Source organism: Luteimonas changyuni (assembly GCF_039548395.1).
Lineage (GTDB): Bacteria > Pseudomonadota > Gammaproteobacteria > Xanthomonadales > Xanthomonadaceae > Luteimonas.
In genome coordinates, this window is record NZ_JBCLUZ010000011.1 from 81880 (window position 1) to 105881 (window position 24002).

Annotated in this window: 20 protein-coding genes; 5 read left to right on the forward strand and 15 right to left on the reverse strand. The window is 68.3% G+C overall.

Annotated features, from left to right (window positions below):
- Window positions 1-80: 80 nt before the first annotated feature.
- Both WCD84_RS06570 and WCD84_RS06575 read right to left on the reverse strand, forming a co-directional pair.
- Complete coding sequence (locus WCD84_RS06570) at window positions 81-620, reverse strand: hypothetical protein (protein WP_343280826.1); 540 nt, start codon at window positions 618-620, stop codon at window positions 81-83.
- Complete coding sequence (locus WCD84_RS06575) at window positions 617-1927, reverse strand: tyrosine-type recombinase/integrase (RefSeq protein ID WP_343280827.1); 1311 nt, start codon at window positions 1925-1927, stop codon at window positions 617-619. Before WCD84_RS06575 ends, WCD84_RS06570 begins: the two co-directional genes overlap by 4 nt.
- Window positions 1928-2399: 472 nt before the next feature.
- On the opposite strand from WCD84_RS06575, the gene WCD84_RS06580 reads away from it, so the two are divergent.
- Complete coding sequence (locus tag WCD84_RS06580; protein ID WP_343254428.1) at window positions 2400-3197, forward strand: NRDE family protein; 798 nt, start codon at window positions 2400-2402, stop codon at window positions 3195-3197.
- A gap of 12 nt (window positions 3198-3209) precedes the next feature.
- Here WCD84_RS06580 and WCD84_RS06585 read toward each other — a convergent pair whose 3' ends face one another.
- The 7 genes from WCD84_RS06585 to WCD84_RS06615 all read right to left on the reverse strand — a co-directional run bounded on the left by WCD84_RS06585 (window position 3210) and on the right by WCD84_RS06615 (window position 9810).
- Window positions 3210-3614, reverse strand: a complete 405-nt coding sequence (locus WCD84_RS06585; protein WP_343254429.1) for a hypothetical protein — start codon at window positions 3612-3614, stop codon at window positions 3210-3212.
- Between the two features lie 256 nt (window positions 3615-3870).
- On the reverse strand, window positions 3871-4335 hold the full coding sequence (locus WCD84_RS06590; RefSeq protein ID WP_343280828.1) for a hypothetical protein: 465 nt from the start codon (window positions 4333-4335) through the stop codon (window positions 3871-3873).
- Between the two features lie 11 nt (window positions 4336-4346).
- Window positions 4347-4547 (reverse strand): PspC domain-containing protein, encoded by a 201-nt coding sequence (locus tag WCD84_RS06595; protein WP_343280829.1) that lies wholly within the window; start codon window positions 4545-4547, stop codon window positions 4347-4349.
- Entirely contained in the window at window positions 4544-5608 is a 1065-nt protein-coding gene (locus WCD84_RS06600; RefSeq protein WP_343280830.1) for a class III poly(R)-hydroxyalkanoic acid synthase subunit PhaC, read from the reverse strand. Before WCD84_RS06600 ends, WCD84_RS06595 begins: the two co-directional genes overlap by 4 nt.
- 1 nt (window position 5609) lies before the next feature.
- Window positions 5610-7073: a class III poly(R)-hydroxyalkanoic acid synthase subunit PhaE gene (gene phaE / locus WCD84_RS06605; RefSeq protein ID WP_343280831.1), complete on the reverse strand. Its 1464-nt coding sequence runs from the start codon at window positions 7071-7073 to the stop codon at window positions 5610-5612.
- 60 nt (window positions 7074-7133) lie between these two features.
- A complete protein-coding gene (locus tag WCD84_RS06610) occupies window positions 7134-7766 on the reverse strand; it encodes a CDP-alcohol phosphatidyltransferase family protein (RefSeq protein ID WP_343254434.1) in 633 nt (210 codons plus the stop codon).
- 163 nt (window positions 7767-7929) lie between these two features.
- Window positions 7930-9810: a 3-hydroxybutyrate oligomer hydrolase family protein gene (locus tag WCD84_RS06615; RefSeq protein WP_343280832.1), complete on the reverse strand. Its 1881-nt coding sequence runs from the start codon at window positions 9808-9810 to the stop codon at window positions 7930-7932.
- A 103-nt stretch (window positions 9811-9913) separates the two neighbouring features.
- Here WCD84_RS06615 and WCD84_RS06620 point away from each other — a divergent pair, with 103 nt between their 5' ends.
- A complete protein-coding gene (locus tag WCD84_RS06620) occupies window positions 9914-10747 on the forward strand; it encodes a 3-hydroxybutyrate dehydrogenase (RefSeq protein WP_343280833.1) in 834 nt (277 codons plus the stop codon).
- Between the two features lie 24 nt (window positions 10748-10771).
- Window positions 10772-11443 carry a response regulator transcription factor gene (locus tag WCD84_RS06625; protein ID WP_343254437.1) on the forward strand — a complete coding sequence of 224 codons (672 nt, stop codon included), beginning with the start codon at window positions 10772-10774 and terminating at the stop codon, window positions 11441-11443.
- A 56-nt stretch (window positions 11444-11499) separates the two neighbouring features.
- On the opposite strand, the gene WCD84_RS06630 is transcribed toward WCD84_RS06625, so the two are convergent.
- From WCD84_RS06630 to WCD84_RS06640, 3 genes are all read right to left on the reverse strand, one after another.
- Entirely contained in the window at window positions 11500-11988 is a 489-nt protein-coding gene (locus WCD84_RS06630; RefSeq protein ID WP_343280834.1) for an NUDIX hydrolase, read from the reverse strand.
- Window positions 11989-12026: 38 nt separating this feature from the next.
- Entirely contained in the window at window positions 12027-15371 is a 3345-nt protein-coding gene (locus tag WCD84_RS06635; protein ID WP_343280835.1) for a PAS-domain containing protein, read from the reverse strand.
- A 118-nt stretch (window positions 15372-15489) separates the two neighbouring features.
- Window positions 15490-17772 (reverse strand): TonB-dependent receptor, encoded by a 2283-nt coding sequence (locus tag WCD84_RS06640; RefSeq protein ID WP_343254440.1) that lies wholly within the window; start codon window positions 17770-17772, stop codon window positions 15490-15492.
- 168 nt (window positions 17773-17940) lie between these two features.
- On the opposite strand from WCD84_RS06640, the gene WCD84_RS06645 reads away from it, so the two are divergent.
- Complete coding sequence (locus tag WCD84_RS06645) at window positions 17941-19344, forward strand: GntP family permease (protein ID WP_343280836.1); 1404 nt, start codon at window positions 17941-17943, stop codon at window positions 19342-19344.
- A 212-nt stretch (window positions 19345-19556) separates the two neighbouring features.
- On the opposite strand, the gene pnp is transcribed toward WCD84_RS06645, so the two are convergent.
- From pnp to truB, 3 genes are all read right to left on the reverse strand, one after another.
- Entirely contained in the window at window positions 19557-21665 is a 2109-nt protein-coding gene (gene pnp / locus WCD84_RS06650) for a polyribonucleotide nucleotidyltransferase (RefSeq protein WP_343280837.1), read from the reverse strand.
- A gap of 125 nt (window positions 21666-21790) precedes the next feature.
- Window positions 21791-22051 carry a 30S ribosomal protein S15 gene (rpsO, locus tag WCD84_RS06655; protein WP_343254445.1) on the reverse strand — a complete coding sequence of 87 codons (261 nt, stop codon included), beginning with the start codon at window positions 22049-22051 and terminating at the stop codon, window positions 21791-21793.
- Window positions 22052-22233: 182 nt separating this feature from the next.
- Window positions 22234-23223 carry a tRNA pseudouridine(55) synthase TruB gene (truB, locus tag WCD84_RS06660; protein WP_343280838.1) on the reverse strand — a complete coding sequence of 330 codons (990 nt, stop codon included), beginning with the start codon at window positions 23221-23223 and terminating at the stop codon, window positions 22234-22236.
- Between the two features lie 117 nt (window positions 23224-23340).
- On the opposite strand from truB, the gene WCD84_RS06665 reads away from it, so the two are divergent.
- On the forward strand, window positions 23341-23676 hold the full coding sequence (locus WCD84_RS06665; RefSeq protein ID WP_343280839.1) for a hexameric tyrosine-coordinated heme protein: 336 nt from the start codon (window positions 23341-23343) through the stop codon (window positions 23674-23676).
- Window positions 23677-24002 lie beyond the last annotated feature (326 nt).

Below are 24002 nucleotides of genomic sequence, written 5' to 3' on the forward strand. Positions count from 1 at the left end.
CACTCCGTTTCAGGATGTGCCGCCTAAGCTAGGTATCGCCGACAGGTCTAGTAAGGGGAGAGTTAAGCGGGATTCGCGGCCTAACCTTCCCCCATGATCGCGCGGCGCTCCTTGTCCCCATCCGGGATTCTGATTTGGCAACCCATCAACAACTTCGCAGCCAACTCTCGTGACGCCACCTTCCCTAGCTGTGGTGTCGTGTGCGCCCTGATCGCTTGATAAACCATGCGTGCGGCAGCCCCTCTAGCAGCGTCAACGCTCGGGCCGGTTCTCACTTCCGGGAGTTCACGGGCTGCGTTCACAACACACCCCGCGATCCTCGAAAATTCAGGTATCGCAATTCTCAAATGCCGCATGTTATCTAGCATACGCGAGCGCAACAGCGGGTCTATCGCTGTCGGCTGTTCAAAGTACCCGGCCAACTCCTGTAGCAGCGTAGATAGTCTGTCGGCCTGTTCACGCCTGCCCTTCGGGGTGATTCGCTCTGCTGTTTCTTTTCGATACCACCCGAGCGCACGCGCCAACTCATCCGCAACCGCGCGGACATCGACAACGCTGTTACCCTCGCGCTCGGGAATCTTGAGTCTGGTTGGCAAGTTGTCATCAAAGGCGTTGTTCATTGCGCGCCCCTCTTCCTGATCTTACCCGTGGCCAACTTGTGCAGTAGCTCCAAGGCTTCCCGCGTTTCTTTCAGCCGCTTGTGGCGGTCATAGTGGCGGGCCTGAACACCGCCAAGGCCGTGCGACTGCAAGTAACCGCGATCCTCCATTGACACGCCAGCGGCAGACAGCCGGGTTTCCACGGTGCGCCGTAGATCGGACGCAGTGAATGGCTCGCCTGTCAGCTCCCCCGCCTCACTCATTGCCTTGTTCACGGCCTTGACCGCATCGCGCATGGTGCTATTGCTTTGACCGCTAGCGCCATTTGTAGCGGTGAACAAGTACGGGCCTACGCGCGGCGTCCGCATCGCGTCCAAAGCTTCCATAGCAGCAGGAATCAATGGCACATCATGGACGCGTGGCTGCGAGCGCCGGCCCTTGTGGTCCCATAGACGGAATGAGATTGCATCCGGGTCAATGTCGGCCTCTGTGGCCCGCGCCAGCATTTCCTGCCGCTGCGATCCTGTCAGCAGGTGGAAGCGCAGCATGGGGCCGTAGCGGAACCCCTTGGCATTGATCCGCTTCCAGTACGCGCGCAACTCCGCAAGCGATAGTGCACGCTCGCCGGGCGTTGTGCTGCCTTTAATAACTCCCAGGTCGCGTGCCGGATTCGCCCGAATCTTAAGGACGCGCAGAGCATCAAGTGCGGATGCACTGGTGCGCGCGTTGATCGCTGCCGAGTAGGCCGCACGGAGGAAGCTGCGAAGCTTTGCGGCCTCCCGCTTCTTTCCGGCGCGCTCCACGCGGGCGACGATCTCTAGCAGGTCATCCGTGGTCACGTCTGCCGCAGGCATTGCCCAAAGTTTTTCCCACGGTGTTTCGACGTGCCGCGCGAATGTGGTCTCCACGTCACGCGCGCTTTTCTTGCCGTCATAGCGCAACTGCGCGACGTAGGCCGTCAGCAGCTTGCCGAGCGATGCGACCTGTCGGGCTGCCGCTTCCTCTGCCTCTCGCGCAGCGATGGCACGTTCCCGCGCCTCCCGCTCGCGCTCATCCTTGACCACTTCCCGAAGGTCACGCGCGCCGGCCTGGAATTTGCGCACCAGCTTGTCAGCTTCGGCACGCGCGGCAGCTAGCGATAGATCGGAGCCGATGGGCTGGCGGTGGCGCTTTCCGTCCGGGGCCGTATAGCGGTAATACCAAGCCAATGAGCCGCTGACAAGCTTGCGCGCCTGTAGCCGACCTGCCCCGCGTGCGGCCGGATCGCTCGCCCATTCGCCTGGCCTCAGCGCCCTGATCTGCCTGTCTGTGAGTGTCCGCTGCGTCATCTGGTGCCCGTATGGTGCCCGTTTGTCGCAAGCTTACCTGAAACGCGCTGACACCGCCGGAAACAGTGATGCTATATTTTTCAATGACGTACACTTCCGGTGACACATCATGACATCCCCTGAAACCCTAACGCAGCGGATTCAAAATCCGCCGGCCTTAAAACCGTGTGGGTTCGAGTCCCACCTTCGGCACCAATACTGCGAGTCCGCGCTGTACGACGCGCAACCCGCGGCCTTCAGGGTGGGGTAGGAGTTTCCTGACCCTGATTCAGGACCGACCCTGATACCGGCAAGCGCCGCTTGCGGCGATCCTGTGCTGACCGGCAGCACAGCGCACCAACGGATTGGAGCGCCGCCTACACGGAATTACGGCCGTGGCCATTGGCCACGGTGCTGGGCCGGCGCCTCTCTTCATGCCTCCCGTGCCCACATGCCCGGCGCGGCACCCGCCAGACCTCGCTACCATGGCGACATGTGCCTGATTGCGCTCGCCTGGCGCCAGCATCCCCGCTATCCGCTGGCCATCGCCGCCAACCGCGACGAGGCCCACGCCCGGCCGACTGCGGCCGCGGATCTCGACCCCGACGATCCCGCGGTCTATGGCGGCCGCGACCTGGTGCAGGGCGGCGGCTGGCTGCAGGTGTCCACCTCCGGCCGCCTGGCGGCGGTCACCAATGTCCGCAACGGCCTGCAAGCAGACGTGGCGCCGCGCTCGCGCGGCTGGCTGGTGCGCGATTTCGTACGTGGAACCGCAGCCGCACCGGCGTTTGCAGCCGGGATCGATGAACGTCCCGACGAATTCGGGCCATTCAACCTGCTGGCCTTTGACGGCGTCCAGCTGGCATTCGCGAGCAACCGGCCCACTGCATCCAATACGCTGGTGGAACCGGGCCTGCACGCCATGTCCAACGGCGCCTTCAACGCCGCCTGGCCCAAGAGCAGGCTGGCCACCCGCGCGCTGGCATCGTGGCTGGAATCCGGACTGTCGAAGCGCGACCCGCTGTCAGATCCAGAGTCGCTGGAACCGCTGTTCGCCGCGCTCGCCGATACCGCGCTGGCACCCGACGACACCCTGCCCGATACCGGCATCGGCCTGGAACTGGAGCGAAGGCTGTCGCCGCCCTTCGTCAGCAGTGATGACTACGGGACGCGCTGCAGCACGCTGGTGCTGGCCGGAGAGGACGGCTTCGTGTTCGCGGAGCGCCGCTTCGGGCCCAGGGCGGTCGTGCTGGGCACCAGCCTTGCCTTCGTGCCGCGACCGCCGCCTTGAAGGCCTTGCGCGTCAGGGCGAGCTTGCGCGGCAGCGCAGCGGCGCATTGTCTTCCAGCCCCTGTTCCCAGCCATTCGGCCGGCGCATGGCGATGGTGTCGTTGATGCAGGCGCGATCGGCCCCCTCGCGCATCGCGGTCGACGGCCCGGGCAGCAGCACCACGCCACCGCCGCTGGAGGCACCGACCTCGACCAGCCCCGTCTCGTCGGAATCCATGTCGTCCGGGGCATCGTCGTCGCCTTGATCCGGCTTTGCGACGGCGGCGGCCGTCGGCTGCTGCCGCTCCTCTGGACCGAAGGCGGCACCGGCGACGTGACGGACGATGTCGGCAAGCAGGACTCCGCCCGCCACCGCGAGCAGCATCGGCAGCAGGAACGACCAGGGCGTGACGTCGGCGCGCAGGCGGACAGGACTCATGGGCTTTCGCTCTCCGGGTTCGCGGCCAGGCCTGCAATCGTGCGGTCAGTCTGGTCCCATGTCATCAGACTAGCCCCTCACCATCCCGGACGCGCCTCGGGAAAACCCGTATGGGGCAGACATGTGAAAGGCCCAGTCGTCCAGGTTTCCCTGGTCGGCTGAGCCTTTCGTCGTCGAAGCGATTGCGTACGGGCCGGAGCCTTTCCGCTTTTTCTTCGACGCCTGCGACGATAGCGCAGCCCCCGTTATGCGAACGTCAATCGAGGCGACCGTTCGTCGGCGGTGCCGGCCAGGGCCACCAGCCGCGGCCGCTGAGCGCATAGCGGTCGGCCGCGCGCTCGAAGCGGTTGCGCACGCCAATCCCGCCACACGCGAAGTACAGCGGCAGGAACAGCGGGCCCAGCACCATGTACTGCAGCACGTGCGCGCGCTCGTGATCGGCAAGCCGCACCGCGGGCTGCTCGCTCAGACCCGCGCGGTGGGCGTAGGTCATGCAGTCGCAGTCGATGCTGTCACCGGTATGCAGGATCACGTTGCCCAGGGTCATCGCGCCGCCGGGGCCCCAGGGCACGCCGTCGAAGACCAGGGCGAAATCGCGCCTGCGCAGGCTGCCGCGCGCGCCGAATGGAAGCGCGGCAATGCCGACCAGCACGCCGATCAGGGTGTTCGGCAGCGTCCACGCCACGCCCAGCGCGCCCACGACCAGCCGAAGCCCGCGCATTGCGGACTGCGCTAGCCGTCCTCGGGCATCAACAGCCACAGCACCAGATACGCGAGGATGCCCGGGAATGCGATCGACAGCGCCGAAAACACGACGTAAAGCACGCGCAGCAGGGTGGAATTCCAACCGAACCGGCGCGCAAGGCCGCCGATCACGCCGGCGAGCACGCGGTCGTCGAGCGGACGGCTGAGACTGGGCCGGCCCGCGCTCATCGCTGCCCCAGCCACTCGTGGATCGCGCCCGGGACTTCCTTCTGCGCGCGGCCGGACACGTAGATGCCGATGTGGCCACCGCGGAAGGAGAGTTCGGAATAGTCGCTGGTGCCGACCAGTCCGCCGAGCGGCCTGGATGCCGACGGCGGCACCAGGTGGTCCTGTTCGGCGTAGATGTTGAGCACCGGCATGTCCACCAGGCCCAGGTGTACCTCACGGCCGCCGATTTCGATGCCGCCATTGACGAAGCCGTTGCCCTGGTAGAACTGCTTGATGAACTGTCGGAAGGCTTCGCCGGCCTGGTCGGGCGAATCGAAGATCCACTTCTCCATGCGCAGGAAGTCCTCCATCGCCGCCTTGTCGTCGAGGATGTCGACCATGCCCACATACTTCTGCACGAACAGACGCCAGGGCTTGAGCGTGAGGTAACACATGTTCATGAGGTCGGCGGGCACGTTGCCCAGGGTGTCGACGAACAGGTCGACGTCCATCCCGCGGGTCCAGTTGGACAGCATGTTGTCGGGCGTGTGGAAATCCACGGGCGTGACCATGGTGATCAGGTTGCGCACCTTGCCGGGATTGAGCGCGGCATAGCTGAGCGAGAACGCGCCGCCCTGGCAGATGCCGAGCAGGTTGATCGCATCCAGGCCGTACTCCGCGCGCAGATGGTCCACCGCGCCACCGATGAAGCGCTCGATGTAGTCCTCGAGGGTGAGGAAGCGGTCGGAGCGGTCCGGGTAGCCCCAGTCGATGATGTAGACGTCCTCGCCGCGGGCGAGCAGCTGGCGCACCAGCGACTTGTTGTCCTGCAGGTCGACCATGTAGGGGCGGTTGACCAGCGCATAGGCGATGAGCAGCGGCACCTTGGCGGTGGGCTCGCGCTCGCCGATGAAACGGTAGAGGACGACCTTGCCGTCGCGCCAGACCTCTTCCTTGTCGGTGGCGCCGAAGTCGACGTCGTCGACCTCGCGCAGCACCTGCAGGCCGGCGGCGAGCTTCTGCTGCAGCCGCATCGCTTCTTCGGCGAGTCCCGCCGGGGTGATGTTGAGCGGACCGTACATGTCAGCGCTTCCCCTTCTTCGCAGTGCCGGTCACTGTTTTCCGGGCGACCTTGCCGGAGGACTTCCTCGCCACCGCCTTGCTCGCCTTTTTGGTCAATTTCCTGCCCGCCTTCTTCGCTGCCTTCTTCGCTGCCTTCTTCGTGGCCTTCTTCGTTGCCTTCTTCGTTGCCTTCTTCGGGACCTTCGACGTCGGCCTTGCTTCCGGCTTCGATCCAATCGGCTCCGGCGCGCGCGGCATCGCACCGGCTATCGCGCCGCCGAAGCTCCCTGCGGATGAGCGCGACGTCTTTTTCGCGCCCTTGGCGGCGGCAGTCGCCGTGCGTTTCACCGCTGGGTCGCGCACCGGCGGTGATGCCGGTGCGCCGGCAGGTATGCGTCCAGCGGCGGTTCCGCCACTGCCACCCTGCCCCTGTGCCACCGCATCACGCAGCTTCCTCACCTCGCGCTCGAGCTGTGCAAGCTTGCGGTGCGCACCATCCAGCTCGCTGCGCGTGGGCATGCCCCATTGCGCGCAGGCGTCCTCGACCAGGCGCTGCATGCCGGCGCGCACGCGCATCTGGGCATTGACCAGGCGCCCGTAGACTTCGCGGAATTCCGGCGACAGCGCGATCACTGCATACGCCTCCTCGGCAGCGTCGATCCACAGGTCGAACAGCGCGCGCGCGGACTGCAGCTGGCGGCCGGGCTCTTCGCGTTCGATCAGCTTCGTTTCGAAGATGGCGAACGCGTCCTGCTGGGCCTTGAGCATCAATGCGCTGTACGCGCCGGACGCCTGCTGGTACTCGGCCATGTGGGCCGCGAGCGCCTGTGCGCGCTCCTGCTTTTCCCGGTCGGCGCCGAAGGCCGGCAGCCGCAGCCACGAGAGGCCTTCGTCGCGGATGGAATCCAGCCACGGCGATGCGCCCTCCATCCACTGCTCCAGGCCCTCGAGGCCGTTGCCGCGCAGCGTGCGCAGCATCTCCGGGAACGGATTTTCGCCGGCAGCGCCGAGCGCGTCCTTCCAGGCACGGGCCACGTCGGCCGCGCTGGACTCCTGGCCGGAAAAGCGCGCCGCGACTTCCTGCATCCGGGCATACCACTGCCGCGCCTGGCTGTTGAAGTGCGCCAGGGCGTCGTTGGTTCCGGTGCGATCGCCCTGTGCCAGCCGCGTCCACCAGTCCAGCGATTGCTGCAACGCTTCCGCGCCGGGGATCGAGGCCTGCGGACCGCCCATGCCGGGCATCCCGCCCATACCCGGCATGCCGCCCAGCCCCGGGACTGCGCCCAGTCCGAACATCCCGGCCATGCCTGGAGCTCCCTGCATGCCCGGGATGCCACCTGCGCCCGGCGTGCCACCCGGGCCCGGGAATCCTCCCATGCCCGGTGCCCCATCAACGCCCGGCACCGTGTTGCGCAGCGCGTCGCCCAATGCGGCCCAGTAGCGCCGTGCCAGCGATTCGAAATCGTCCCGTGGATTCCCCGACATCACGCGCCTCCGTCTGTTCGCTCCGATCATAGCAACCGCCGGTGGCGGTGCCTGCGTGGCTCAAGGCTTGGGGATGCGGATGGTCTTGCTGATCATCAGCGAACCCGACAGCGCATACACCAGCACCAGCGGGTGCAGCTGCCACGGCCCGAGTTGCCACTGCCCGAACCACACATCACCGCCCAGCGCGCCCTGCCAGGCGGCCACGGCCAGCAGCAGGACGATGCCGACGCTGCTCGGGATCGGCGTGCCTTCGAAGTACTTCACCTTGTCGCCACCGTCGGCCAGGGTCTCGGCGGTAACGTTGTAGCGCGCCAGCCGGCTGACGCCGCAGCCTACGAAGTAGCTCAGGACCACCCAGTCCCAGCCGCCCTGCAGCCCGCAGGCATAGCCCAGCGCCGCCGGGGCGACACCGAAGGAGATCACGTCGGACAGCGAATCCAGTTCACGACCGAGCGTCGATGCGACCTTGCGCCAACGGGCGACGCGGCCGTCCAGCGCGTCGAACACGAAGGCCAGCGGGATCAGCGCCATGCCCAGCATCAGGTCGCGGATGCCGTTCGTGCCGGCACCCTCCTGCAGGTAGCGCATGGCCGCGAAGATCGCGCCGGTGCCGCAGACGGCGTTGGCGAGGGTGAACCAGTCGGCGAGGTGGAAGTCGCGGATCATCGAGAAATGGCGCTGGCGGGTCATCGCCGCTCCGTCGCGGGGGAAAGGACTGCCAGCATGCCAAATCCGCCGTTGCCGTGGAGTAGTCGCAACCGGAAGCCCCGAGTCGCGGCCATAGCCGCTCCCGCAACGGCACAGGCCGCTGTACAGGAGCAGCCATAGCTGCGAACGGCATCTCCGATCAATCTCAGCGCGGAATTGCCAGGTGCGAAGCCTCCAGCATCCCGGCGCCGCGCGGCGTCGTGTCAATCACCGCGTCCACCGGCAGCGGCGCGCCGTCGAGGTGGGCGTCGATGCTGTCCAGCGCTTCGTACACATAGGGCAGCAGCGGCAGGTAGCGGGCGCCGTAGTCGGGCAGCGGCAGGAAGCCGTCGAAGTGCTGCACGTTGCGCACCTGCCAGTAGCGCACGTCGCGGCCGGCGGCGCGGGCGTGGGCGACGTAGGGCGCGCTGCTGAACGCGACCGGGATCAGGCCGTCGTCGAGGCCGTGCACCACGATTACCGGCAGCCCGGCCCGCGGCGATGCGGCGCGGGTCGCCGCGATGCCGGCGCGCACGCGGTCGGCGTCGGCGCCCTCGCCCGTCCACAGCGCGCGCAGGCACTGCAGGCCCTTGAGCGTGAGGTCGGGCGGCGCCATGCCGGCGTCGATGATGCCGACGCCCGAGCCAGGGGGAATGCCGCTGGCTTCGGGCCACCAGGCGGCGCGCTCGGCGGCCGTGGCCGCGCGCGGCATGAAGTCGGCGCCCTGGGCCGCGAACGAGAAGCCACAGGGACCCTCGCCCACGCCATAGCGGCCGTAGGCGCTGGCGTAGGTCGCAGCCACCGCGCGCCACAGGTCGAAGCCGGCGGAGAGCGCGCCGGCGCGCAGCGCCTCATCGCTCCAGCCGGCGCCGCGCAGTGCCTCGTGCGCCGCGCGCGCCTGGGTCGCGGTATCGGTGCCTGGCAGCAGGCCCTCGGCCGCCAGCGACGCACAGCGCGCCGCGTACAGCGGCCGGACCTGGTCGAGCAGCGGCGGCTGCGGCAGGTTTTCCATATCCAGCAGCGCGCAGGGCATCAGCAGCGCGGCCTCGGTGGTGTAGTCGTACAGCGTGCGCGCGCCGGGCGCATCGACGTGGACGTTGGGCTCGCCCGCCACCACGGCGTCGAGCCAGTCGCCCTCGATCCCGGCCGCGCGCAGTACCGCGCCGCCGCCATTCGAGATGCCGACCGCGATCACCCGCGTGTTGTCGAAGGTGAAGGGCGCCTGCGCCGGCAGGGCCTCGTCCAGGGACTGCAGCGCGAACTCGGCGGCCTGCTTCACGTGCCGGCCCCAGTCGGCCTCCGGGTTGTCCTGCGAATGCGCGTGCTTGAAGGCGACGCCGGTGGCGGCGTCCGCGGCGGTGGGCACGAAGGCGAGGTCGTCGGACGCGCCCTTGGCCACCGCGCGACCATCGGCGCCGAAGCCGATGCCGGCGTCGAGGTCGAAGTAGTCGCTGCCTGCGCCCTTGTCGGTATAGGCCACCGCGCAGCCGCGCGGCAGGCCCCAGGCGCCGGCGACGGCGATCGAGCCGTAGATGCCGCGCGAGCCCGAGGAGGCGGTCACGACCACGCAGCGCTTCGCGGCGTCGAAGGCATCGGGCACCTGCACCAGCACGCGGTGCGGGTGCGCTGCGCCCTGGACGGTGGCGTAGGAGGAAAATTCGCGACCGGGCACCGCCGCGACGCTGCCGTAGAGCTCGCCGTAACCACCGGCCGGGCCAAGGTCGGCGATGCCGCGCCAGTTGCTCCACAGCGCGCGGCGACGGAGTTCGGCGGCGGTCGGCGCTTCGGCATCGGCAAATGCCGGCGGCACCATCTGGCGCAGGCCGTCGATGCCCAGCCCGGCGGTGAGCAGGTCGTCGCCGTCGCGATGGGTGCTGCTGCGCTGGTGTTCGAACATCAGGGTCTCCCCGGTGGCGTCGCCGGCCATCACCATGTCACGCGTGCCAGTGGCAGCGCAGCCGGCGGTGATCGCGGCGGTGGCCAGCGCAGCCAGCGCCAACAGGCGCGTCCCGGATGCGGTCGGGGTCGGGTCCGTAGTCTTGCGCACGCGCGCCACCTTTTTCAGCAGGGAATGCAGGCACCGTAGCAGCGGCCGGTGAGGCCGGCATCGTACTTTCGTACGCAGTGGAGCGGCATATGGATTTGCTACCGTGGACATCCCCCCCGCAGGCCAGCCCGACATGACCGACACCTTTCTTTCCGGGCGCACCGCGCTGGTGACCGGCAGCACCTCGGGCATCGGCCTGGGCATCGCCTGCTCGCTGGCTGAATCCGGGGCGCGCGTGGCCATCAACGGCCTCGGCGACAAGGCCCAGGTGGATGCCGCGCTCGACGCCGTGCGCACCGCCGGCGGCGGCGACGTCCGCCACTTCGACGCCAATCTCCTGGATCCCGAAGCCATCGCCAAGATGATGGCCGACATCGACGCCTGGTCGCCCATCGACGTGCTGGTCAACAACGCCGGCATCCAGCATGCGGTGCCGCTGGCCGACATGCCGGTCGGCAAGTGGGACGCGGTCATCGCCATCAACCTCAGCGCCGCTTTCCACACCATGCGCCTGGCAATGCCGGGGATGGCGGAGCGAGGCTTCGGCCGGGTGGTCAACATCGCCTCGGTGCACGGCCTGGTGGCCTCGAAGGACAAGGCGCCGTATGTCGCCAGCAAGCACGGCATCGTCGGGCTGTCCAAGGTCGCCGCGCTGGAGTACGCGGCCGCGGGCAGCCGTGACGGCGGCGGCGTGACCGTCAACTGCATCTGCCCGGGCTGGGTGGAGACGCCGCTGATCGAGCCGCAGATTCAGGCCCGCCGCAACGGCGGCAGCCGCGACGACGGCGTGCGCGCCATGCTGGCCGAGAAGCAGCCCAGCCTGCGCATGACCCTGCCCGCCGAAATCGGCGCGCTCGCCACCTGGCTGTGCCGGCGCGAAGCGCACAACGTCACCGGCGCCTCGTTCCCGGTCGACGGTGGCTGGACGGCGCAGTAGGCGGGCATCCAGGCACGCGCGCCCATGGCCACCCTGCTGATCGCCGACGACCACCCGCTGTTCCGCGCCGCCATGCGCGGCGCGGCGGTCGAGGCCGAGGCCGGCACCGAAACCATCGAGGCCGGCACGCTTGACGCCACCCTGGCGGCGCTGGAGTCGCGGTCCGACATCGACCTGGTGCTGCTGGACCTGCACATGCCCGGCAACCACGGGCTTGCCGGCCTGGCCGCGATCCGCGCGCAGTTCCCGGCGGTCGCGGTGGTGCTGGTGTCGGCCAACGAGGACCCGCGGGTGGTGCGCCGCGCGCTCGACCATGGCGCCGCCGGCTACATCCCCAAGAGCGCCGGCCTGGACGAAATGCGCGATGCGATCCGCAGCGTGCTGGCCTGCGAGGAATGGCTGCCGCCGGCGCTGCGCGGCGCCGTGGCGCGTGCGCAGTCGGCGCCGGGCGACACCGACCTTGCAGCACGCCTGGCCAGCCTGACGCCGCAGCAGTTCCGGGTGCTGGCGCTGGTCGCCGAGGGGCTGCTCAACAAGCAGGTCGCGGATCGGCTGGACGTGCAGGAGCGCACGGTGAAGGCCCACCTGTCGGCGATCTTCGAGAAGCTTGGCGTGCGCAACCGCACCCAGGCCGGCGTGATCCTGCGCGAGCTGGAGCTGTCCGACCCCGCGCGCCAGGTGGCCCCGGAAGCCTGAGCACCGCGCAGGCCGGGCCCGAACAGCCGCCCGACCGCCCGACCCGTCTGCCGGCGTCAGGCCCGCGAGTACTTCCAGGACTGCATGCGCCCGTCGCGATACGGCATCACGCCGTGGAAGGCGCGCGGGTCGTCGTCGAACACCAGCGGCACGAAGTGGCGATCGCCCTCCCACAGCGGCAGCTCGAGCACACGGTCGATGTCGATCCATTCCAGCGTGCCTTCCGGGTTCGACGCCGGCGGCGTGCCGGTGAACTCCTTGACCAGGAAGACAAAGGCGAACCAGTCCTCGCCGTGCTTGCCGAAGCCCGGCCAGCTGATGGTGCCGCGCAGCTGCAGCTCCGTGCATTCGATCGCGGCCTCCTCGCGGATCTCGCGGCGCATCCCGGCCAGCGCGTCCTCGTCGGCTTCAAGCTTGCCGCCCAGCCCGTTGTACTTGCCCAGGTGCTGGTCGCCGGGACGGGCATTGCGATGGACCATCAGCACGCGGCGGTGGTCGGGTGAAAGCACGTAGCCAAGCGTGGCCAGGATCGGGGTATAGGGCATCGGATCGGAGGGTGCGGGCAGCCCGTGATTGTAGGCGCTCAGCCCGCGGACCCGGGCCTGACGCGCATGCGGCCGAGCATCGATTTCAGCGCCAGCGGCCGCACCGGTTTCTGCAGCAGGCCGAGTGCGTGTTCGGCGACGTCCCGGCGCACCGCATCGGTGGCGTCGGCGCTGAGCACCAGGGTGGGCACCGCACCGTGGCGCGCCGACAGCTGCCGCCAGGCGCCGATGCCGGTCTGGCCGTCATCGAGGTGGTAGTCGAGCAGCCACAGGTCGGCTGGATGCGCGGCCTGCGCGGCGAGCGCGGCCCGCGCGTCGGCAGCGACGTCGACACTGCAACCCCAGCCGCGCAGCAGGGCGGCCAGAGACTCCAGCGCCATCGGATCGTTGTCGAGCAACAGCACGCGGGCGCCGGCCAGGCCGGCACGCGCAGCCTGCACGGCAGGAGCTTCCGCTGGCGCGGCCACCGACGCCAGCGCGATCGCGAACACGGTCCCCACGCCTGGACGGCTGCGCAATTCGACTCGTGAACCGAGCAGCCGCGCGATGCGTTCGGCGATCGCCAGGCCAAGGCCGAGCCCCTGCCCGCCCACGCCTTCGCCACGGCGGAACTCCTCGAAGATCAACCCCTGCTGCGCCACGTCGATGCCCGGGCCGGTGTCGTGGACTTCGATGCGCAGCTGGCCGCCTGCCCGCCGCACCCCCAGCAGCACGCGGCCGCGGCCGGTGTAGCGCACGGCATTGGCGAGGAAGTTCTGCAGCACGCGGCGCAGAAGCTGCGGGTCGCTCTGCGTCCAGGCGCTGCTGGCAACGTGGTCGAAGCGCAGGCCGCGATCCCCGGCCAGCGCGCGGAACTCCGAAGCCAATGGTTCCAGCACTTCGGCCAAGGGGAAGGCGCGGGGCTGTGGCACCAGTCCTCCAGCCTCGAGGCGTGCCATGTCGAACAGGCCGGTGAGCAGGTCGGTGGTGGAATCCAGGGCGCCGCGGATCTGCCCGAGCGACTCCTTCTGCCGGCCCTGCACCTGTTCGGCCAGCGCATCGGTGAACAGGTGCGCGGCGTGCAGCGGCTGAAGCAGGTCATGCCCGACCGCGGTCAGGAAGCGGCTCTTGGCGTCGTTGGCGCGCTCGGCTTCGCGCCGCGCCTGGTCCAGGCTGGCGGTGCGCTCCTCGACGCGCTGCTCCAGGGTCTCGTTGCTGCGCTTGAGCTCGGCCTCGGTGCGACGGAAGGCGGTGACGTCGGTGAAGGTGGCGACGAAGCCGCCACCGGGCATCGGGTTGCCGCGGATCTCGACCATGCCACCCTGCGGGAACACGCGTTCGCTGACATAGGGCGTGCCGGCCTGCATGTGCCTCAGGCGCTTTGCGGACTCGCCCTCGACACGCGCACCGAGATCGCCGACAAGTCCTCGGCCCAGGTTGTGCGCGACCAGCTCCGCCACCGGCACCCCGATGCGCAGCAGCCCCGGCGGATAGCCGAACAGCTCCGCATACGGCCGGTTCCATGCCACCAGCCGCAGTTCGCGATCGACCACGCTGATGCCCTGGCTCATGTTCTCCAGCGCCGCCTGCAGCACGCGCTGGTTGAAGCGCAGGTCCTGCGAGGCTTCGCCGACGATCTCGGCCACGGTGTCGAGGTCGGGGCCGGCCTCGCGGCGCGCAGCGTCGAGCAGCAGCCGCGCCGAGGCACTGCCCAGCACTGCGGCGAGCTCGCGCTCGAAGCGCGCCTCGATCAGCACCGGCACCGGGCCGCTCTGTGGCGCACCGCGCAGCAACTCGTCCACCGCCCGCACCGGCAGGAAGCGCCGCCCAGCCTGGCGCAGGGTGCGCAGGTCGGAGCCGCGCGCAATGTCGCGATCCGGCGACGACAGCCAGGCCGACAGCACCAGCATGGTCGCCGCACCCACGAACAGGCTGGCGCCTACCGCCCGCCCCAGCCGGCTCCACCCGGTCAGCCCGAACAGCGTGTCCGGTGCCAGCCAGGCAATTCCAAGGGGACCCGCCGCCAGCCAGTCACCGCTGCTCCCGGACAGTTCCACCTGCATCGGCGACAGCGTCACCCAGGCCCAGGCGAGAAAGCCCGCGAGCACGCCCCATGTCGCCGCGACGGCCGGCGTGCGCGTGCGCCACACGGCGCAGAACAGCGCCGGCGCAAGCGTGGCCAGCGCCGAGAACGAGACCGCACCGACGTCCGCCAGCGACTGGCTGCCGGCGATCACGCGGCTGTAGGCCCAGGCCAGCAGCATCACCCCCAGGATGCCGGCGCGTCGCAGGGCGAGCACCGCGCCGCGGCGATCGTCGCCGCCGCGACCGGCCGACCATGCGCCGCGCAGAAGGCCCGGCGTGAACCAGTGGTTGCCGATCATCAGGCTCAGCGCCAGCGTGCTCACCACCACCATGCCGGTGGCCGCGCTCAGTCCGCCCAGGAAGGCGAACAGCGCCAACCCGTGGTGGCCCAGCGCGGCTGGCAGCGCCAGCGCGTACATGTCCGGCGGCACGCTGTCGCCAAGCAGTGCCGTGCCCGCCCGCGCCAGCGGCAGGGTCGGCAGTGCGATCAACACCAGGTAGAGCGGAAACTGCCAGCGCGCGGTGAGTACGTGGCGCTCGTCGCGGCACTCCACCACGCCGACGTGGAACTGATGCGGGAGGATGAACATCGCCAGCGCGCCAAGCAGCACCAGCGGGATGAAGCCCCCCACCGGGGCCGGCGGCGAAGGTACCTGCGCGACTTCGATCTCGCCCAGGCCGAACCAGACCAGCGCACCCAGCGCCAGCATCGCCACCAGCTTGAACAGCGATTCGAAGGCCATCGCCAGCACGAGGCCGCGGTTGTGCTCGGCCGCGCTTGCGCGCCGGGTGCCGAAGGCCATCGCGAACACCGCCATCGCCAGCGCCACGTACAGCGCGCCGTCGCGCCAGGGTGCGATCGCGCCACCGCCGCCACCACCCGTGGTCAGCGTGGCGAAGCTCATCGTCACCGCCTTCAGTTGCAGCGCGATGTAGGGAACCATGCCCAGCAGCGCGACCAGGGTGACCACGGCGGCAAGCCACGGATCCTTGCCCAGGCGTGTGGCGATGAGGTCGGCGATCGACGTCGCATTGCTCTCACGCGCCAGCCGGACCAGGCGCAGCATGAAGGCGAAGGCCACGATGTAGAACACGATCGCGCCGAGGAAGGTCGGCGGCAGCGGCCAGCCATAGCGCGCGGCCTGGGTGACCGTGCCGTAGAAGGTCCAGGAGGTGCAGTGCACCGCCAGCGAGAGCGCATAGACATGGCGCCAGTGCCGCGCCAGCGTGCCTGGATGGCGCTCGGCATAGACCGCGACGCCGAACAGCAGCGCAAGCCACAGCACCGCGGCCGCGACCACCACGCCGACGCTCAGCATGGCCTTGCAACTGTTCGCGTCATTCCGGCCCCTGCCACCCCTGTACTACCGGCACGGAGCATAAACGCAGCGGGCCGCGGCTGGAACCGCGGCCCGCAGGGACATCATGCGCAGACGACTAGAAATCGAAGTTGCGGCGGACCGACAGGTACCAGTTGCGCGGCGGTGCATAGTACGCAGTCTGGATATTGGCCACCGAAGAGAACTCCTGGCCCTCCGTCTTGTACAGCTCGTCCGTCAGGTTGCGCACGCCGGCCCGGATCTGCCACGCGTACTGGGGCGAATCCCACGCCGTGAACAGACCGGCCGTGGTGTAGGCGTCCTGCATCAGACCCGGGCGATTGTCGACCGACAGCCAGGTGTCGCCACGATACGAAACGTCACCGCCCACGGTCAGGGCGCCACTGCCGCCCAGGGCGAAGGTGTGCTGCAACGCGAGGCGGGCAGTCCAGTCCGGCGAGAACGGAACGTGGTCGTGCAGCGTCGGGTTGTATTCCGGGTTGCCCGGGTCGGTGGTGCGCAGGTCCGCGAAATCCTTGTAGCTGGCGTCCATCCAGCTCACTTGGCCACTGAGCGTGGTTGCATCACCCAGTCGCGCAACGCCCTCGAACTCGAATCCGTTGATTTCCATCTCGGCGGCGTTGAGCACCGGGAACGAGAACGTCGGCACCGGCGAGTCCGGATTCAAGACCTCCGACACGCGGGCCTGGAAGTCCTTGTAGCTGCTGTGGAACGCAGCGACGTTGGCGGTCAGGCGGCCATCCGCCGAACGCATCTTCACGCCGGCCTCGTAGGTCCACACGAACTCGGGATCGAACGCCGCGGACGTGGTCTCCAGCACGGCGTTGGCCCGGCCGTTGAAGCCGCCCGACTTGAAGCCGCGGTTCGCCGATACGTAACCCATCACCTGGTCACTGAAAGCCTTCTGCAGGCTCAGCGACGGCGTCCACGCATCCCAGCTCTGCTTGCCACTGAAAGCCACTGTCTCGTTGATCGCGGCAAACAGCGGCCCCCAGAAGGTGCTGGTGGTACGCCAGTAGTCCTTTTCGTCGCGCGAATAACGCAGGCCGGCGGCCAGCGTCCAGGTCGGGGCGAACTCCCAGTTGACGTGGGCGAAGGCGGCGACGCTGGTGGTTTCCAGGTCATCGTCGATCGTGCGCAGGAAGTCGATCGGCGCTCCTGCAAAGCCGAAGAAATCGCTGGCATACGCTTCCTGGTAGGAAGGCAGCGTCTCGTTCATGTAGTACGCGCCGAAGATCGCCTGCACGTTGCTGCCATTGTCGTACTGCAGCTGGAGTTCCTGGCTGACCTGCTCTTGGTCCACCTCGACCAGGACGTCGCCGAGCTCCCATTCGGAGGCGTCGATGTCGATGTACGAGCTGGTATCGAGCTTGCGCCAGGCGGTGATGCTCTTGACCGTCCATTGCTGGCCAAGGTCCCACTGCAGGTTGGCGCTGACGCCCTTGTGGGTCATCTCCTGCCCCTGGTCCGGGCGGAACGAGGTACGGCTCTTGAAGTCGTAGTCGTCGGTGCCCGGCTGGTGCAGGACCACCGGGCCGAAGGCCAGGTCCGTGCGGATCAGCGGCGCGGTCGGCTGGCCGAGGGTCAGCGCGTTGTCCTGGCGGGTGTAGTCGGCGGAGAACGTCGCGCTGAAGCTGTCGCTCGGACGCAGTGCTAGCTTGCCGCGCAGAGCGATCGTGTCCTCACCGTTGTAGTCCTCCCTGGTCACCGGGTCTTCCACATAGCCGTCGTTCTTCAGCCAGGCGCCGGCGATGCTGAAGGCGGCGGTATCGGAGAGCTGCTCGCCGAGGTAGGCGCGGAAATCGGTGCGACCGAAGCTGCCGACGCCGAACTCGACCGCTGCGCCTTCGCTGTCGAACGGATTCTTGGTGTTGATCTTGATCGCGCCGCCGGTGGAGTTCTTGCCGTACAGCGTGCCCTGCGGGCCGCGCAGCACTTCGATCTGCTGCACGTCGAACAGCGAGAACAGCGCGCCGTTGATGCGCGAGTAATAGACATCGTCGACGTACATGCCGACCCCGGGATCGAAGGTCTGCAGCGAATCCGGCTGGCCGATGCCGCGGATGAACACGTTCACCGTGTTCGACGAGCCGCGGCCCTGGACGATATTGAGGTTGGGCACCGCGCCCTGCAGGCCGCTGATGTCGCTGGCCTGGAGGTCCTTGAGCTGCTCCTCGCCGAACGCGCTGACCGCGACCGGCACGTCCTGGATGGACTCGACGCGGCGGCGGGCGGTGACGGTGATGGTGTCGAGGTCGGTTGCGCTGCTCGCGGGCTGGGCCTGGGCCGGACCGGCGTCCTGCGCATGCAGGGTGGGCGCGGCCAGGGCCACGACGATCGCCAGGCTGAGTGAGGTGGCGCGGATGTTGGCAGGCTTCATGGGGTCCCCGGGAAATGCTGGTAGCGCGCGGCCGATTGCCGCGTGGTGCCAAGACTAGGGAGGCGGCGCCCGCGGCGGCATCGTACCTTCGGACAATGGGCCGAGACGGCGGCTGGCGGGAACACTGTCGCCCGTGGAGTCGTGCGCCGCACGATCGAAGGGTTGCCGATGTCGTTCCTGATCGTGCTCGCTGCGCTGGTCTTCCTGATGTACGTCGCCTACCGCGGCCACAGCGTGATCCTGTTCGCGCCGATCGCGGCCCTGGGCGCGGTGCTGCTGACCGATCCCTCGCTGGTGGCACCGATGTTCACCGGCCTGTTCATGGACAAGATGGTCGGCTTCCTGAAGCTGTATTTCCCGGTGTTCCTGCTGGGCGCGGTGTTCGGCAAGCTGATCGAGATCTCGGGCTTTTCCAAGTCGATCGTCGCCGCCACCATCAAGGTGGTCGGCGCGCAGCGGGCGATGCTGTCGATCGTGATCGTCTGCGCGCTGCTGACCTATGGCGGCGTCTCGCTGTTCGTGGTGGTGTTCGCGGTGTATCCGTTCGCCGCCGAACTGTTCCGCCAGAGCGACATCCCCAAGCGCCTGATCCCCGGCACCATCGCGCTGGGCGCCTTCACCTTCACCATGGATGCATTGCCGGGCACGCCGCAGATCCAGAACATCATCCCGACGGCGTTCTTCGGCACCAACACCTGGGCGGCGCCGATCCTGGGCACCATCGGCGGCGTCTTCATCATCATCGTCGGCCTGTCCTATCTCGACTGGCGCCGGCGCGTGGCGCAGCGCGCCGGCGAGGGCTATGGCGATCCGGCCACCCTGCTCAACGAGCCCGCACCCTTCGTCGGCGAACGGCTGGCGCACCCGCTGATCGCGCTGCTGCCGCTGGTGATGGTGGGCGTTGCGAACCTGGCGCTGACCCGGCTGATCCCGGGCTGGTACGGCGACAGCCACAGCTTCATTCCCGCGGTGGTCGGCAACCCGGCGCCGGTAGTGCAGGAGGTGGCGAAGATCGCGGCGATCTGGGCGGTCATGGGCGCGCTGCTGATCGGCATCGTGACGGTGATGGTGTTTGCCTGGAAGACGGTGTTCAAGCACTTCGCCGAGGGCACGAAATCGGCGATCGGCGGCGCGCTGCTGGCATCGATGAACACCGCGTCCGAATACGGCTTTGGCGCCGTGATCGCCGCGCTGCCCGGCTTCCTGCTCGTCGCCGACGCGCTTGGCGCCATCCCGGATCCATTGATCAACGAGGCGGTCACGGTCACCGCCCTGGCCGGCATCACCGGCTCGGCCTCCGGCGGCATGTCGATCGCTCTGGCGGCGATGGCCGACAGCTTCATCGCCAACGCCGAAGCCGCCGGGATTCCGATGGAAGTGCTGCACCGGGTGGCATCGATGGCGTCCGGCGGCATGGACACCCTGCCCCACAACGGCGCAGTGATCACCCTACTTGCGGTCACCGGCCTGACCCACCGCCAGGCCTACAAGGATATCTTCGCGATCACGATCATCAAGACCCTGGCGGTGTTCGTGATCATCGGCGTGTTCTACGCGACCGGGCTGGTCTGAGCCTGCGTACTCTTGTCTTCGCGGCGCGCGTGACCGGATCCCGCATCGAGCCGCGCTGAAGCCGGGCTACCCAGTCGCGACGCCGGGAAACGTCCGGGGACGGGCAGCGCACACCGCGACGGAGCAGCTTCCGAACGCAGAAAAGCGGGCCGAAGCCCGCTTTCCCGGTAAAGCCGTAGCGCGCCCGAAGGCGCGCCGGGACCTGCCAGCCCTTAATCGGCCGGGGTGCCCTCGCCTTCCTCGACCGCCTTCATCGACAGGCGGATGCGGCCCTGCTTGTCGACTTCAAGCACCTTGACCTTGACCACGTCGCCTTCCTTGAGCACGTCGCTGACCTTCTCGACGCGATCGTTGGAAATCTGCGACACGTGCACCAGGCCGTCCTTGCCGGGGGAGATGGTGACGAAGGCACCGAAGTCCATCAGCTTGACGACCTTGCCCTCGTAGATCCGGCCCGGCTCGACGTCGGAGGTGATCTGCTCGATGCGCTCCTTGGCGGCGCGACCGGCGGCGGCGTCGACCGATGCGATCGTGATCGTGCCGTCGTCCTGGATGTCGATCTGGGTGCCGGTTTCCTTGGTGATCGCCTGGATGACCGAACCGCCCTTGCCGATCACTTCGCGGATCTTGTCGGGGTGGATCTTGATGGTGATCAGGCGCGGCGCGAACTCGGAGAGCTCCGAACGCGGCGAGGTCAGCGCGGCCTCCATTTCCTTGAGGATGTGCAGGCGGCCCTGCTTCGCCTGCGCCAGCGCGACCTTCATGATCTCTTCGGTGATGCCCTGGATCTTGATGTCCATCTGCAGCGCCGAAATACCCTTCTCGGTACCGGCGACCTTGAAGTCCATGTCGCCCAGGTGGTCTTCGTCACCGAGGATGTCGGACAGCACGACGTAGTCGTCGCCTTCCTTCACCAGGCCCATGGCGATGCCCGCGACCGGCGCCTTGATCGGCACGCCCGCGTCCATCAGCGCCAGCGAGGAGCCGCAGACCGACGCCATCGACGACGAGCCGTTGGATTCGGTGATCTCGGACACGACGCGGATCGTGTACGGGAACGCTTCCATCGTCGGCATCACGGCGAGCACGCCGCGCTTGGCAAGGCGGCCATGGCCGATCTCGCGACGCTTCGGGCCCATCATGCGGCCGGCTTCGCCCACCGAGTACGGGGGGAAGTTGTAATGGAACAGGAAGTGCTCCTTGTACTCGCCGGAGACCGCGTCGATGATCTGGCCGTCGCGGGCGGTGCCCAGCGTGACGGCGACGATCGCCTGGGTCTCGCCGCGGGTGAACAGCGAGGAGCCGTGGACGCGCGGCAGCACGCCGACCTTCGAGGCGATCGGGCGCACGGTGTCGGGCGCGCGGCCGTCGATGCGGACCTTGGTCGTGAGGACCGAGTTGCGCATCGTCTGGTATTCCTGCTCGCTGAACTCCTTCGACAGGTCACCGGTCGCCCAGGCCTTCGACTCCGCTTCGGGGGCGATGGCGGCGAGGATCGACTTCTTGAGGTTGGAGATCGTGTCCTTGCGCTCGAGCTTGTCGCGCACCTGGAAGGCCTCGGCGAGCTTCTCGCCGACCGCGGTGCGGATCGCGCTGACGATGCCTTCGTCGGCAGCGGGCGCGCTCCAGGTCCACTTCGGCCTGCCGGCTTCGGCGACAAGCTCGTTGATGGTGGCGATCGCGACCTGCATCTGCTGGTGGCCGAACATCACCGCGCCGAGCATCACGTCCTCGGACAGCTCGTTGGCCTCGGACTCGACCATCAGCACTGCGTTCGCGGTACCGGCGACGACGAGTTCAAGCTCGGACTCCTTCAGCTCCGACACGGTCGGGTTGAGCAGGTACTGGCCGTCCTTGTAGCCGACCTTGGCGGCGCCGATCGGGCCGTCGAAGGGCGCGCCCGAGAGCGAGAGCGCGGCCGAGGCGCCGATCAGGGCGAGGATGTCGCCGTCGACCTCGGGGTTCATCGACATCACCGTGGCGATGATCTGCACTTCGTTGCGGAAGCCATCGGGGAACAGCGGGCGGATCGGGCGATCGATCAGGCGCGAAGTCAGCGTCTCCTTTTCGGTCGCGCGGCCCTCGCGCTTGAAGAAGCCGCCCGGAATGCGGCCACCGGCGTAGAACTTCTCCTGGTAGTCGACGGTGAGCGGGAAGAAGTCCTGCCCCTCGCGTGCGGTCTTGTTGGCGACCGCGCTGACCAGCAGCATGGTGCCCTCGCACGAGATCATGACCGCGCCGCCGGCCTGGCGTGCGATCTCACCGGTCTCGATGGTGACCGTGCGACTGCCGTACTCGAAGCTCTTGGTAACTTTCGCCACGTTGGTGATTCCTCGGTGTCTCTTGCGATGAACCGGCCGGGACCCTTGCCCCTTGCCGGGTGGCGCGCCCGCGGCGCGCCGGAAAAAGAACCGCGGCGCATCTCTGCGCCGCGGCGGGGTGTGTATCAGCGACGCAGGCCAAGCTTCCCGATCAGCGCCTTGTAGCGCGCGATGTCCTTGCGGTGCAGGTAGTCGAGCAGGCTGCGGCGCGTGTTGACCATCTTCAGCAGGCCGCGGCGGCTGTGGTGGTCCTGCTTGTGGGTCTTGAAGTGCTCGGTGAGGTGCACGATGCGTGCGGTCAGCAGGGCGACCTGGACTTCGGTGGAACCGGTGTCGTTCTCGCCGCGCTTGTTGTCTTCAATGATGGAACTGGTGTCGATGGACATCGTTTATGCCTTTCTGTGATGCGTGGACCGCAGGAACGCCCCCATGCCGACCGGCACGGACGCACACCACGAGAACCGCCGCTTGCTGTGGGACGCCTGGCGCCCGTCATCGGGCGCCGGAAGTGCTTGGAAAAAGCCGCGGAATTGTACCGCGCGCGAGCCCCTGCGGACAAGGCGCGGCCTCAGTCCCTGCCCGGCGCCGCGGCAGGAGCGGGCTGCGCGCAGGCCCATGTGAACATGCGTCGCGGCTTCAGGCCGCCCTCGCCATCGCTCGTCCCCAGCCCCAGCACCCGGGCACCGGGTCCGAACACGGCGACTTCGCCTGCGCCGGTGAATACGCCGTCCACCCCCTGCCCATGCGCCAGGCGCGCGGCGCCAGCGGCATCCACCTCGACCCGGGGCCAGGCATCCATGCCCGCCTCGACCGGCAGCAGGCAGGCCTCGAGGCTGCGTTCGCCCCGTTCAGCCAGCGCCTCGAGCTCGGCGAACGTCCACAGCCTCGGGTTCCTGAACGGGTCCACCCAGAGCCTCCGCAATTCAGCGACGTGCGCGCCGCAGCCAAGGGCTTCGCCGAGATCGCGCACGAGGCTGCGGACATAGGTTCCCGATCCGCACTCCACGCGCAGCCGCAGGATATTTCCCGGCGCCACGCCGTCGGTGGCATCCAGCAGGTCGGCGGCAGACAGCAGGCTGAATTCGTGCACGTCGACCGCGCGCGGCTCGACTTCGACGTCTTCTCCGCGACGGGCCTTCGCATACAGCGGTTCGCCGCCGCGCTTGAGCGCGGAATAGATCGGCGGCCGCTGCATGATGGGGCCGGTAAGCCGTGCGAGGGCGGCATCGATCGTGGCGATGTCCAGCAGCGGCACCGGCCGCTCGCGCAGCAGCTGGCCTTCGGCGTCATCGGTATCGGTGACCTGGCCCAGGCGGGCGACGGTGTCGTAGGCCTTGCGCGCGCCGAGCAGGCCGCCGGCGATCTTGGTCGCCTCACCGAAGCACAGCGGCAGCAGGCCGGTGGCCAGCGGATCCAGGCTGCCGGTGTGGCCACCCTTTTCCGCCCGGAACAGATGGCGCGCACGCTGCAGCGCCTGGTTGGAACTCGGTCCACGGGGCTTGTCGAGCAGCAGGATGCCGTCGAGCCTGCGGAATTTCGTTCGCGATCGTTGCTTCATCACGGCATTGTAGGTGGCGTGCCCTTGATGTGGATCATGGCCACCCGCGCATACGCGGCGCAGCCTGACCGCATCCACCGGTTGCACGCATCCGGTCGACCACGAACAGGAGCGCTCATGAAAACGAAAACCCTGGCCCTTGCCCTTGCGCTGTCGGCGATTGCGCTGCCCGTGCACGCACAGGATGCTGCGGTGGCCGCGCCCGCCAGCAACGACTACCTACCCAGCCTGATCACCAGCACTCCGCTGCAGGGCCGGCAGCTGGCGATCACCTTGGTCAGGAAAACCATCGGCAGCATCCAGAAGGACGCCGACGCCAAGCAGCGCGTGCGCGAAAAATACGAGGAGGATCCGATGATGCTCATGCGTGCGGCAGAGCTTGTCGCGATCGAGTTCAGGACGATCGCCGAAGCCAACGACTATTGGCGCGGCCAGGATGAAGGCGGCGACTGACCGCGACGTCCCTGCCCGCCTGGCCCCAACCCTGTGGGAGCGGCGCATCCCGACCCCGTGGGAGCGGCTATAGCCGCGATCGGCGCATCCCGACCCTGTGGGAGCCGCTACAGCCGCGATCGACACCTCCCAACCCTGTGGGAGCGGCTATAGCCGCGATCGGCGACAGCGCTGGTCTGTCCTTGTCGCGACGGAAGCCTCCGTTGCGGCGCGCGTTGCCCGTCCCGTGCACAGGGGGTGTGCTCCCCCGGCCTGTCCGCGTCCTGCTCCCAAGGCCGGCCGCCGGCCATCCATGGCCGGCTGTACGCACACCCCCTGTGCACGGG

Excerpts from the sequence above, each read along its gene's own strand:
- WCD84_RS06570 (WP_343280826.1), bottom strand. The coding sequence starts at position 620 with ATGAACAACGCCTTTGATGACAACTTGCCAACCAGACTCAAGATTCCC.
- WCD84_RS06575 (WP_343280827.1), bottom strand. The coding sequence starts at position 1,927 with ATGACGCAGCGGACACTCACAGACAGGCAGATCAGGGCGCTGAGGCCA.
- WCD84_RS06580 (WP_343254428.1), top strand. The coding sequence starts at position 2,400 with ATGTGCCTGATTGCGCTCGCCTGGCGCCAGCATCCCCGCTATCCGCTG.
- WCD84_RS06585 (WP_343254429.1), bottom strand. The coding sequence starts at position 3,614 with ATGAGTCCTGTCCGCCTGCGCGCCGACGTCACGCCCTGGTCGTTCCTG.
- WCD84_RS06590 (WP_343280828.1), bottom strand. The coding sequence starts at position 4,335 with ATGCGCGGGCTTCGGCTGGTCGTGGGCGCGCTGGGCGTGGCGTGGACG.
- WCD84_RS06595 (WP_343280829.1), bottom strand. The coding sequence starts at position 4,547 with ATGAGCGCGGGCCGGCCCAGTCTCAGCCGTCCGCTCGACGACCGCGTG.
- WCD84_RS06600 (WP_343280830.1), bottom strand. The coding sequence starts at position 5,608 with ATGTACGGTCCGCTCAACATCACCCCGGCGGGACTCGCCGAAGAAGCG.
- phaE (WP_343280831.1), bottom strand. The coding sequence starts at position 7,073 with ATGTCGGGGAATCCACGGGACGATTTCGAATCGCTGGCACGGCGCTAC.
- WCD84_RS06610 (WP_343254434.1), bottom strand. The coding sequence starts at position 7,766 with ATGACCCGCCAGCGCCATTTCTCGATGATCCGCGACTTCCACCTCGCC.
- WCD84_RS06625 (WP_343254437.1), top strand. The coding sequence starts at position 10,772 with ATGGCCACCCTGCTGATCGCCGACGACCACCCGCTGTTCCGCGCCGCC.
- WCD84_RS06630 (WP_343280834.1), bottom strand. The coding sequence starts at position 11,988 with ATGCCCTATACCCCGATCCTGGCCACGCTTGGCTACGTGCTTTCACCC.
- WCD84_RS06635 (WP_343280835.1), bottom strand. The coding sequence starts at position 15,371 with ATGCTGAGCGTCGGCGTGGTGGTCGCGGCCGCGGTGCTGTGGCTTGCG.
- WCD84_RS06640 (WP_343254440.1), bottom strand. The coding sequence starts at position 17,772 with ATGAAGCCTGCCAACATCCGCGCCACCTCACTCAGCCTGGCGATCGTC.
- WCD84_RS06645 (WP_343280836.1), top strand. The coding sequence starts at position 17,941 with ATGTCGTTCCTGATCGTGCTCGCTGCGCTGGTCTTCCTGATGTACGTC.
- rpsO (WP_343254445.1), bottom strand. The coding sequence starts at position 22,051 with ATGTCCATCGACACCAGTTCCATCATTGAAGACAACAAGCGCGGCGAG.
- truB (WP_343280838.1), bottom strand. The coding sequence starts at position 23,223 with ATGAAGCAACGATCGCGAACGAAATTCCGCAGGCTCGACGGCATCCTG.
- WCD84_RS06665 (WP_343280839.1), top strand. The coding sequence starts at position 23,341 with ATGAAAACGAAAACCCTGGCCCTTGCCCTTGCGCTGTCGGCGATTGCG.